This is a genomic window from Schinkia azotoformans LMG 9581 (assembly GCF_000307855.1).
Lineage (GTDB): Bacteria > Bacillota > Bacilli > Bacillales > Bacillaceae_J > Schinkia > Schinkia azotoformans.
The window spans coordinates 18,224-28,270 of record NZ_AJLR01000051.1 but is presented as its reverse complement, the minus strand read 5'-3'; the positions used below and the strand labels follow the sequence as shown (position 1 = coordinate 28,270).

Sequence of the window (10,047 nt, the reverse complement as noted above, 5' to 3'; positions counted from 1 at the left end):
TTTTCATTTTTGCGGACAGGATAGGTGAGCACCGCCCTTAACATGGCCGCATTTTTTAAAGAGAGTAGAATAATTGCTCCCCATTTGCGTTCTGTGATTCCCGTTTTCTCTATTCTACCAAGACTCTAGGAATCATATACATGCTTTGATTCCTGTTTTCCCGATCTTCCTTAGATTCTGGGAATCATACGCCCTCTTTGATTCCCATTTTCCCAATCATAAACATTCCAATTGAAATCTAATGCACATTAGCCTCCCATCGTGATATAGGGAAACAAGAAAGCTTCATATAAAACATCGTTGTTCAAGTGAAGAGAATAATCAACGCAAGTGCATGCTGTCACTTGTCGATAGTCAGGAATTACAACAGAAAATTCCCTAAAAAGCACATAACTTTCACATTTAAGTATGGAGTTAATTGGTATAATAAGGTTAAGTATTTAATTGTGCAATCATCCGTGGCTATGCTAGAAGAAGCAGAGCCTTTTTTAATTGATTTGGCAAAAAAATTGCAAAGGGAGGACGATCCATGATGAAACACAAAATTAAGAAAACAGTGCTTTTTTTATTCGTATCCTTTTTAACTTTTGCTTCTTACGCATTTTCGGAGAGCAATACCGCTTATGCAAATGAAGGGAATTTTACAAAAAGGACAATCAGTGTAAGCGGTGCATATACCGTAAAAGTAGCTCCTGATATAGCTTATATTGATATAGCTGTTAACACACTTGATGTTGATGCAAAAAAAGCACAAGAGATTAATACAGAAAATATGAACAAAGTGATGGATCAATTGAAAAAAATGGGTATTCAAGATAAGGATATTCGTACAGTCGATTACCGTATTCAGCCAAGATATGAATGGATAAATGTAGAAACAAAAAGAGAACAAAAACTTTTAGGGTATGAGGTTACAAATAACATCAAAGTGACAATTAATGATTTTCAAAAAATAGGAAATATCATTGATATGACTGTAAAAGAGGGGGTTAATGAGGTCAATAATATCGCTTTTGGATTAAGTGAAGCCAAAAAAACGGAGAAGTACTTGGAGGCACTAAAAGGTGCTGTGAACGATGGAAAAATCAAAGCAGAAAATATTGCAAGTATGTATGGAATAAAATTATCTATTCCTTCAATGATTACTGAAGCCGGATCCTATATTCCGTCTCCGATTAATTATGCAGGCCTTCAAAAGGCATCGTTAGGTGGAACTTCTTTTGATACTATTGAATCCACTCCAATTTCGGGTGGAGAAATGGAAATACGTGCAAATATAAATATTGTTTATGAATATTAGTGAATAGTTGGGCTCTTTCACAACTTTTTTTGGAGAATGAAAAAGTGCATTAATAAGTGCTGCCTCCCATTGTATTAAAGTGAAACAGTGTGGGAGGCAGGGCCAAAAAATTGATAATTAGATAGACTCAGGACGGTTAATAAATAACTCTTTACAATCATTAGACTGCTTCATTCCTGAAATAACTTCGACTAAAGGCTCACTAAAAACATGTGGATAATCGATTTCATCCATTTCAGTTCTGATCGGATAAGCAAGCTTTTCGGGAGTGATGCTGAATTCGGAAGATACTCCAGGCTTGTTTCCGCGCGGGTCTACACGGAACCACTTATCCATTTCTTCAAAATAAACTGCATTTAAGCCGTGCAAGGCATAGCCGGATTCCGGGGTTCCTTTTCTAGTGACCCGTTGATAGCAAAAACCAGTAGGAATGTTCATTCCTCTTAAAAACGCAGCAAGCAAATGTGCCTTTGCAAAACAAATCCCTTCCAGTTTATTTAAAGCGTCTGAAGAGGTAATTGTAATAACTTTACTATCTTCAAGATCAAAAGAGTGTTTTATTTCATCTCGTACAAAATTGAAAGCTAACTGTGCTGACTCAAATTTAGTTTTTCCTGATTTTTGGAATTCCTGTATCTTCTCCTGTATGGCAGGATGGCTGAAATTGATAACGTCTGTTTCTTCTAAATACGCTTGTAAATTTTCATTCCTAATTTTCAACTGCAAAAAAATCCCCCCTAATTTTAACTTTAAGCTAATTTTAATTGGAGGATTACTATATATCTGTGATAAAGGTTAAAGATCGGCATGTTTAAATCTATAAAATGAAATAAAAAACACCCTAACTTCCGCCAACGTGGTGAAGTAAGGGTGTTTTTTTATGTTAGACAACGCTGTTTTTAATAGCATTACTATCACTTGCATCTGGATCAAAAACAGCAGAGTTAGGGAAGGTAATAGGGGATAAATCTCCATTTACTTCTCCAAACGCTTGATTTCTTTTATAGGTTACTAATTGGTCAATCAATTGAAAGGGCCCCATATTAGCGACCGCTCCATTGTCAATTGTATTAATTTTAAACCCGAGGACATTAATGGCCATTGGCGAGAAAAATACCATGTCACCACTCCTAACTTAATTATGAAAGTTAAAAGAAACCGGATTTGGAGGATGGATTGTCAATCCAATCCATATCCGATACCCAAGACTGGGAAAAAGCGTAATTGCATAAATCTCCGTTCATTTCTCCAATGCCCTGGTTCCGCTTATACGAAACAAATTGATCCAAATGTTGACTAGGTCCAATATTGATTACAGCTCCATTATCAATGGCATTGACCTTAATTCCAAGAAGATTGAGTGCAACCGGTGCAAACACTTTGCTTCACTCCTTAAAGGGTAGGCGGCAAATTTGCCGCTTCAAAACTGGAATTAGAATCAAGCTGGTCGCGATCATCAACAAAGCTTCTAGTTCCAAAGAAATTGCTGCCGTCTCCCATATTTTGTCCCAAGCCCATATTCTTTTTGTCAGAATTATGCCATTCTGCTAACAGGTTTTGCCCAACATTAATAGCTGATGCATTTTCAAAGGAATTCACTTTAATAATATTAATATTTATATTGATATAAGGTACAGGACCAACGACCATTGTCACCCTCCTAACGGTACATTATTTTCTTTTAATTGAAATCGAATCGATCGGCTCATCATCGATTACATAAGTTACGGAAGACACCCTTTTTACACCATCTGCTAATTGTTGGCCAAATCCTTGGCTTTTCTTGGCATTTACATTTCTATTCTGTTTTATTGTGGAACTAAAAGATACTGAGGCTAAGTGGTCAACATTATTGAGTTTAAGAGTTTGGATATTAATGTTGGTTGGTAAAAAGAACATGGCTTTTTCTCCTTCCTTCCCGTTTTTTCGCATCCCGGTGTATTTAAAGATATGCCTATATTTGAATTTTAATGCTTTTTCCAACAATTTATGAATAAACATAAATATGATGACAAAGGAAGGGAGGACTAAAGTCCAATGGATATGGATAAGTTTTTACAATGGATGGAGTTAGCGAAAAAATATCAATCAAGTAATTTCTGGAGCGAGATATTTGATCAGTCCTCTTTTGATGAATTCATGAAAAATAATGATTTTGCGCGGACAGAAACGACTCAGGCAGGGGATATAACGCAACAAAGTAATTTTCCACCAACAGATATCTATGTTACTGATGGGGAAGTTATCTTGATCTTAGATATCGCCGGCTATATGAAAGAAGAGATTCAATTGTCTGTATCCGGTACAAGGCTATTGATTAAAGGATTCAACAACCGGGTGATCCCAGGGGAGTTAGTTCAGCAGGAACGATTCCATGGTGAATTTGAGAGAGTCATCCAACTACCTGAACCTGCTTATCCCAATCAAATAAAAGCAAAATTTAATAATGGACTTCTGATAGTGTCGTATAAACGGCAATTTATACACGAGGAACATGTTCCAATTGAATAAAAATGAATGGAAATAAGGGGATTTAATATGCCTTTTAACGATAATAAAACTGAGTTAGGAAAACAGATTATGAGAATCAATGCTCTCGAGTTTCATATCAAAAAATTGTTGGATTTCGAAAAGAAGGCTCAGCTTTCGTTATTTAGAAATGAAGATTTACGATTGATTGTGGATGAGATTATCACTGAGAAATTAGCTTTCCATGTTGAAAGAGAAAAAAGGCTTCAAGAACAAATAGTAGCCCTGAATACGCGGCTTAATGCTATGGAAGATGACTATGTAAAGGCTCAGGAAGTACAAGCTAACCTTATAAAACAAGTAGACGAGCTTACGGAAAAGTATGGGGCCTTAATCCATGAAAAGGAAGAAGCGAATGCAGAAATGGTGGAGAAGGAACCTAATTTTGGCTGCTTATATATAGATAAGCTATACTTAGACAAGTATGAACAAAATAACAATTTTGCTAATCTCGGTATTAAAGAGTTGAGCGGGGTCTTGAATATCGGGGCAACGTACGGGAGTGTCGGTATTCCAAAGGGTATTGGCAAAGAGGCAAAAGAACAAATGGAAAAGTTGAAGGCTGAAAAAGATGTAACGAAGGTGGAAGACGATTTTTCCCAAACGAGCCCTGAACCATCGGATGAAGGTAAAGATGACGATATACCATTCACAGACATCCTTATTGAAGAGGACTAGGAGAGTTCGAAATTTCATTAAAAGAATAATCTAGGTTATTCTTTTAGTAGTAAAAGAAAATTTTAACGTCAGGGGAGAATGATAAGTATGAAATATAATTTTGATGAAATTGTCAATCGGCGAAATACATATTCGATGAAATGGGATGGCGGCGAGTTTATTAAAAAAATGGGTCTTACAAGCAGATATGATGAAGAGACATTGCCGTTATTTACGGCTGATATGGATTTGCCGGTACCTCAGCCTCTAATTGAGGCATTGCATAAAACGGTTGATCATCGAATATTTGGCTATTCTGTTTTTCCAAATGAATATTACGAAGCGATTCAGCATTGGTTTAAAAAAAGACATAATTGGGATATCAAAACGGAGGAAATTATTTATAGTCCAGGAACCGTTCATGCAGTAAATATCGCTGTCAGAGCCTTTACTGAACCGGGTGATGGAATTATTATTCAACGGCCAGTATATCCACCATTTACCCGTGCGATTGAAAGCAATGGTAGAAACGTTAGAAATAACGCTTTAATCTGTGACGAGAATGGCCATTATTCCATTGATTTTGCAGATTTTGAAGCGAAAGCAAAAGAAGAAAATACAAAATTATTCATTTTATGTAACCCTCATAATCCAACTGGCAGAGTTTTCGGTGCGGAGGAGCTTCAAAAATTATCCGATATTTGTTCGGAAAATGGGGTTATCATCATTGCGGATGAAATCCATGGGGATTTAGTAAGAATAAATCAAACTTTTTTGCCTATCGCGAAGGTAGCCGAGAGCACTGATCATATTATTACTTTTACAGCGATCAACAAAACATTTAATGTAGCAGGATTGCATTGTACAAATGTTATCATTTCAAACTCAAATCTTCGTACAAAATTTATAAAGGAATTGGGAATGCATTTAGCTTCGCCATTCACAATCTCAGCTTTAATTGCCGTTTATAACGAGGGTGAAGAGTGGTTGGAGCAACTGAAAGAATATATAGATGGGACAATGGAATGGGTTGTGAATTTCTTGGCGGAAAGAATGCCGAAAGTGAAGACCCGAATCCCTGAAGGGACCTATCTCATGTGGTTGGATTTTAGCGGATATGGCATTTCACCTGAAGAGGTTCATGACCGTATTTATAACAAAGCCAATGTAATCCTTGAAGATGGGAGTATGTTTGGAGAGGAAGGACTAGTGTATCAACGCATTTGTCTCCCATCACCAAGACCAATCATCAAAGAAGCATTTGAAAGAATCGCAAAAGAATTTGAGGATCTAAAGTAATTTGTGAGCCATGGGGTCGGGTGCTGCGGTCCAAACGAGCCACAGAACCCGACCCTGCGTCCCGGTTCCAAAAGAAAGTGGTAGACAACAGTCGAACCAAGTGTTAAAATATTCTTAATATTATTAAACCTGTGAACAAGAGTAGTAGGAATAATGACGTGTACTTAGAGAGCCGCCGGTTGGTGAAAAGGTGGTTGCAAGGAATATTCTGAATGGACTTGTGAGGGAAGCCTGAAATCACCTGAAAGTAGGCGTTTACGGAACCCGACCGTTACAATGGGATGTATATGATTGTATACAGTAGGAGTGGACGTTTATCGTCAAATTGGGTGGTACCGCAGAAGTTAAGAGCTTTTGTCCCTTTATTTATTAAGGGATGAAGGCTTTTTTTATTTTTTTTTAAGGAGAGCGAGTTAAAAATGACAAAAGGAAGATTTGGAATTCACGGAGGACAGTATATTCCGGAAACATTGATGAATGCTGTGATTGAACTTGAAAAAGCATACAATCACTATAAAAATGATCCTGAATTTACCGAGGAACTTACTAACTTGCTAAATAAATACGCAGGGCGTCCGTCGCTATTATATTTTGCTGAAAAAATGACAAATGATCTTGGTGGGGCCAAAATTTATCTAAAAAGAGAGGACTTAAATCATACCGGTTCTCATAAAATCAACAATGTACTTGGTCAGGTTCTGCTTGCAAAACGAATGGGGAAAACACGTGTGATCGCTGAAACTGGTGCAGGTCAGCACGGTGTTGCCACGGCAACTGCAGCCGCCCTTATGGGACTAGAATGTGAGATTTTCATGGGGAAGGAGGACACGGACCGCCAGGCTCTTAACGTTTATCGGATGGAGCTTCTTGGTGCTAAAGTTCACGCTGTTACAAGCGGGACACAAACACTAAAGGATGCTGTCAATGAAACGATGCGGGAATGGACAAACCGTGTTCATGATACTCACTATGTACTTGGTTCTGTGATGGGGCCGCACCCATTCCCAACAATCGTCCGTGATTTCCAAGCTGTGATCAGCCGTGAAATTAAACAGCAAATACAGGAAACAGAAGGACGACTGCCTGACGCGGTACTTGCTTGTGTTGGCGGAGGTAGCAATGCGATCGGAACATTCTATGAATTTATTGATGATTCAAGTGTCCGTCTAATCGGTTGTGAAGCTGCAGGCCATGGTGTTCATACGGCAAAAACAGCAGCAACCATTGCAACTGGTACTCTAGGAATTTTTCACGGTATGAAGTCTTACTTCTGTCAAGATGAATACGGTCAAATTGCTCCGGTTCATTCTATTTCAGCGGGGCTTGATTATCCAGGAATTGGCCCTGAGCATGCTAACTTGCATGATATGGGAAGAGCAGAATACGTACCGGTTACAGATGATGAGGCTGTTGAGGCGTTTGAATATCTTTCACGTACCGAAGGTATTATTCCGGCAATTGAAAGTGCCCATGCTGTTGCTTACGCGAAAAAATTAGCTCCGACAATGAGCCCAGATCAGATTATGGTGATCTGTTTATCAGGAAGAGGAGATAAAGACGTTGCTGCTATAGCACGTTATAAAGGAGTGCAGATTTATGAATAAGCTACAAGAGGTTTTTTTTAACGGTAAAGCATTTATTCCGTTTATTACAGCAGGTGATCCAACAATGGAGATCACAGAGCAATTGGTGCTTGAAATGGCGAAGGCTGGTGCTGATTTAATTGAGCTTGGCATCCCTTTTTCAGATCCAATAGCTGAAGGTCCTGTTATCCAGGAAGCAGATATCCGTGCACTTTCAGCAGGGGCTACAACGGATAAAATCTTCGCAATGATGAAACGTATTCGTGAAGTAAGTGCAGTACCAGTCGCATTTATGACATATGTAAACCCAATATTCACATATGGTGTCGAAAGGTTTATGAAAAATTGCCAAGAGGCTGGGGTCTGTGCTGTAATTGTGCCAGATTTACCATTCGAAGAAAAAGGAGAGCTTCTTCCTTATTGTTCACAGTATGGGGTTACATTAATTTCAATGATTGCTCCAACCTCCAACGACCGAATCAGGATGATCGCTTCCGAGGCAGAGGGCTTCATTTATTGCGTCTCATCAATGGGAGTTACCGGTGTACGTAAGGAAATTGGCAATGAAGTTGAGAATATGATCAAGATTGTTAAAGAGGTTAAGGACATTCCTTGTGCGATCGGTTTTGGAATTTCTACTCCTGAACAAGCTGAAAAAATGGCGAAGTTTTCTGATGGAGTTATTGTCGGAAGTGCGATTGTGAGAATCGTAGCACAACACGGCACGGATTGCGTACCACATGTTGTTGATTATGTCCGTGAAATGAAAAAAGCAATTAGTTAATGTGGAAAAAGAAAATGGGCGGGCGGGACGCGGAAATTTTGTGCCACAGTTCCCGACCCCGTGTCCCGGTTCATGGGCGGGACGTAGAACCCGACCCTGTGACCCATTAAGTAGAGCAGAGGGTTTAAAAAACCAAATATGAGATGAGGAGAGACCTGAGATGATAAAAAACGTGTTGCAAAAATTAACGGAAAGAAAAGATCTGACGGCGGAGGAGGCTTATAGTTTAATAGTAGCGATCAAAAATGATGAGTTAAGTGATGTTCAAATTGCCGGATTCCAAGTTGCATTGCTAATGAAAGGACCTACTTTAACAGAAATTTCAGCTATTGCTCAAGCAATGCGGGACAATTGTATTCCAATAAGACCTAATGTTAATGAAGAGTTCATGGATACATGCGGCACCGGTGGTGGACTAAGCACATTTAATATTTCTACTTCCGTTGCCTTTGTAGCGGCAGCAGCGGGCATCCAAGTAGCGAAGCACGGCAGCCGTTCAATTTCAAGTCTATCGGGTAGTGCAGATGTATTGGAAGCCTTGAATGTCGAGATTAATTTAAGTACGAAAGCAGTTGAAAAGCTTATTGAGGATGTAGGTATATCCTTCCTATATGCACCACTTTATCACCCGGTAATGGGTAAAGTTTTGCCCCCGGAAAAGGATCTTGGCATAAAGACGATCTTCTATACAATCATTGGTCCGCTAATTAATCCTGCCAAGGCTACGAAGCATGTTCTTGGAGTGTACCGTCCGGAGTTATTGGATACAGTGTCCCAAGTGGCTCTCTCACTAGGGTATAAACGTGCCTTATTTGTTCACGGACTAGATGGTCTAGATGAGATTTCGCTTTTAGGGAAAACAAGAATTCAAGAATTAAATAATGGCAAAATAACAACCTATGAAATCACTCCAGAGGATTTTGGAATGTCACGTTGTACTCTTGAAGAAATTGCAACAGGTACACCGGAAGAAAATGCAAACATGATCAGAAATGTATTCTCTGGAAAAGATAAAGGACCACGTCGACAGGCTGTTGTCTTGAATGCGGCAGGAGCATTAATGATCGGTGATAAAGCAGATTCTTTTGTAGAAGGAATTAAACTTGCAAATGAACTGATTGATAGTGGAGCAGCTCAGCAAAAACTAAATGACCTTATTACTGCCTCTAATGATTATAAAGTGAGGATGTAAAATGACTAAATGTACTACGCCTCTTTGGCAAAAATATAATTCTGGGATCATCCCTGTTATCCCTGATATAAAATGTAAATCACCTGGAGAAGGAGATTTATTGGCTGGAAGAAATCCGGTTGCATATGCCAAAAGCTTAGCAGAAGCCGGGGCTCCGGTAATCTCTGTTGTCACGGAATCAGAGCATTATGGCGGTTCTGTAGAGCTACTGCGACAAATTGCTGAAGCCGTACCTGTACCTATTTTGCGTAAGGATTTTATTAAAACACGCGAGCAGCTCAAGGAAACTGCCCAATCTGGTGCAAGCGGGGTATTATTGATTTCATCCATTTTAGAAAAAGATCAGCTTCGTAAACTTATAGATGGAGCCATTTCCCTCGGTTTAGAGCCTTTAGTAGAGACCCATAATGAAGAGGAGATTAATGATGTTAAAGAATTTCAACTGTCATTTTTGGGGATCAATAATCGTAATATACTAGAGTGGGAAATGGATAACGGTACTGTAAATACAACTGAGAAATTAGCGCAATCTGTATCTCAAAATGCCTTAGTATTGAGTGAAAGTTCCATCATGTCTAGAGAAGATGTAGTACGTGCTATTGCGGCCGGTGCTCATGCTGTACTGGTTGGGACAGCGATCCTCAAGGCAAAGGACCCAGTAGCTATGTATAAGGCGCTAAGCGTGCCTAGGGGGTAAAGCGCT

The 10,047-nt window shown here is 39.1% G+C and carries 13 protein-coding genes and 1 other annotated feature; of the genes, 8 read left to right on the top strand and 5 right to left on the bottom strand.

The annotated features are described in order from the left end of the window. Positions 1–529: 529 nt before the first annotated feature. A complete protein-coding gene (locus BAZO_RS10030) occupies positions 530–1,300 on the top strand; it encodes an SIMPL domain-containing protein (RefSeq protein WP_003331344.1) in 771 nt (256 codons plus the stop codon). 117 nt (positions 1,301–1,417) lie between these two features. Here the strand turns inward: BAZO_RS10030 and BAZO_RS10025 are convergent, their stop codons facing one another. The 5 genes from BAZO_RS10025 to BAZO_RS10005 all read right to left on the bottom strand — a co-directional run bounded on the left by BAZO_RS10025 (position 1,418) and on the right by BAZO_RS10005 (position 3,199). After that, positions 1,418–2,026 carry a transglutaminase-like domain-containing protein gene (locus BAZO_RS10025; protein WP_003331343.1) on the bottom strand — a complete coding sequence of 203 codons (609 nt, stop codon included), beginning with the start codon at positions 2,024–2,026 and terminating at the stop codon, positions 1,418–1,420. A 157-nt stretch (positions 2,027–2,183) separates the two neighbouring features. Beyond that, entirely contained in the window at positions 2,184–2,420 is a 237-nt protein-coding gene (locus tag BAZO_RS10020) for a spore germination protein (RefSeq protein WP_003331342.1), read from the bottom strand. Between the two features lie 28 nt (positions 2,421–2,448). Continuing rightward, positions 2,449–2,679: a hypothetical protein gene (locus tag BAZO_RS10015; protein ID WP_003331340.1), complete on the bottom strand. Its 231-nt coding sequence runs from the start codon at positions 2,677–2,679 to the stop codon at positions 2,449–2,451. Between the two features lie 13 nt (positions 2,680–2,692). Next, the gene (locus BAZO_RS10010) at positions 2,693–2,950 is read right to left on the bottom strand and encodes a hypothetical protein (protein ID WP_003331339.1); all 258 of its coding nucleotides are present in this window, start codon (positions 2,948–2,950) and stop codon (positions 2,693–2,695) included. 21 nt (positions 2,951–2,971) lie between these two features. Continuing rightward, positions 2,972–3,199, bottom strand: a complete 228-nt coding sequence (locus BAZO_RS10005) for a hypothetical protein (protein ID WP_003331338.1) — start codon at positions 3,197–3,199, stop codon at positions 2,972–2,974. 138 nt (positions 3,200–3,337) lie between these two features. Here BAZO_RS10005 and BAZO_RS10000 point away from each other — a divergent pair, with 138 nt between their 5' ends. The 7 genes from BAZO_RS10000 to BAZO_RS09970 all read left to right on the top strand — a co-directional run bounded on the left by BAZO_RS10000 (position 3,338) and on the right by BAZO_RS09970 (position 10,041). Next, positions 3,338–3,811: an Hsp20/alpha crystallin family protein gene (locus BAZO_RS10000; RefSeq protein ID WP_003331337.1), complete on the top strand. Its 474-nt coding sequence runs from the start codon at positions 3,338–3,340 to the stop codon at positions 3,809–3,811. A gap of 27 nt (positions 3,812–3,838) precedes the next feature. Beyond that, on the top strand, positions 3,839–4,507 hold the full coding sequence (locus tag BAZO_RS09995; protein ID WP_003331336.1) for a hypothetical protein: 669 nt from the start codon (positions 3,839–3,841) through the stop codon (positions 4,505–4,507). A gap of 87 nt (positions 4,508–4,594) precedes the next feature. After that, positions 4,595–5,785 (top strand): MalY/PatB family protein, encoded by a 1,191-nt coding sequence (locus BAZO_RS09990; protein ID WP_003331335.1) that lies wholly within the window; start codon positions 4,595–4,597, stop codon positions 5,783–5,785. A 122-nt stretch (positions 5,786–5,907) separates the two neighbouring features. Continuing rightward, positions 5,908–6,150, top strand: a binding site (T-box leader). A 54-nt stretch (positions 6,151–6,204) separates the two neighbouring features. Continuing rightward, complete coding sequence (gene trpB / locus BAZO_RS09985) at positions 6,205–7,389, top strand: tryptophan synthase subunit beta (RefSeq protein ID WP_003331334.1); 1,185 nt, start codon at positions 6,205–6,207, stop codon at positions 7,387–7,389. Beyond that, a complete protein-coding gene (gene trpA / locus BAZO_RS09980; RefSeq protein ID WP_003331333.1) occupies positions 7,382–8,152 on the top strand; it encodes a tryptophan synthase subunit alpha in 771 nt (256 codons plus the stop codon). Before trpB ends, trpA begins: the two co-directional genes overlap by 8 nt. A 160-nt stretch (positions 8,153–8,312) precedes the next feature. Next, entirely contained in the window at positions 8,313–9,344 is a 1,032-nt protein-coding gene (gene trpD, locus BAZO_RS09975; protein ID WP_003331332.1) for an anthranilate phosphoribosyltransferase, read from the top strand. A 1-nt stretch (position 9,345) separates the two neighbouring features. After that, positions 9,346–10,041 carry an indole-3-glycerol-phosphate synthase gene (locus BAZO_RS09970; RefSeq protein ID WP_003331331.1) on the top strand — a complete coding sequence of 232 codons (696 nt, stop codon included), beginning with the start codon at positions 9,346–9,348 and terminating at the stop codon, positions 10,039–10,041. Positions 10,042–10,047 lie beyond the last annotated feature (6 nt).

What these genes read in the sequence shown, in the direction of transcription:
- trpB (WP_003331334.1), top strand. Translation starts at nt 6,205, where the DNA reads ATGACAAAAGGAAGATTTGGAATTCACGGAGGACAGTATATTCCGGAA.
- BAZO_RS10030 (WP_003331344.1), top strand. Translation starts at nt 530, where the DNA reads ATGATGAAACACAAAATTAAGAAAACAGTGCTTTTTTTATTCGTATCC.
- BAZO_RS09995 (WP_003331336.1), top strand. Translation starts at nt 3,839, where the DNA reads ATGCCTTTTAACGATAATAAAACTGAGTTAGGAAAACAGATTATGAGA.
- BAZO_RS10005 (WP_003331338.1), bottom strand. Translation starts at nt 3,199, where the DNA reads ATGTTCTTTTTACCAACCAACATTAATATCCAAACTCTTAAACTCAAT.
- trpA (WP_003331333.1), top strand. Translation starts at nt 7,382, where the DNA reads ATGAATAAGCTACAAGAGGTTTTTTTTAACGGTAAAGCATTTATTCCG.
- BAZO_RS10010 (WP_003331339.1), bottom strand. Translation starts at nt 2,950, where the DNA reads ATGGTCGTTGGTCCTGTACCTTATATCAATATAAATATTAATATTATT.
- BAZO_RS10000 (WP_003331337.1), top strand. Translation starts at nt 3,338, where the DNA reads ATGGATATGGATAAGTTTTTACAATGGATGGAGTTAGCGAAAAAATAT.
- BAZO_RS09970 (WP_003331331.1), top strand. Translation starts at nt 9,346, where the DNA reads ATGACTAAATGTACTACGCCTCTTTGGCAAAAATATAATTCTGGGATC.
- trpD (WP_003331332.1), top strand. Translation starts at nt 8,313, where the DNA reads ATGATAAAAAACGTGTTGCAAAAATTAACGGAAAGAAAAGATCTGACG.
- BAZO_RS09990 (WP_003331335.1), top strand. Translation starts at nt 4,595, where the DNA reads ATGAAATATAATTTTGATGAAATTGTCAATCGGCGAAATACATATTCG.
- BAZO_RS10020 (WP_003331342.1), bottom strand. Translation starts at nt 2,420, where the DNA reads ATGGTATTTTTCTCGCCAATGGCCATTAATGTCCTCGGGTTTAAAATT.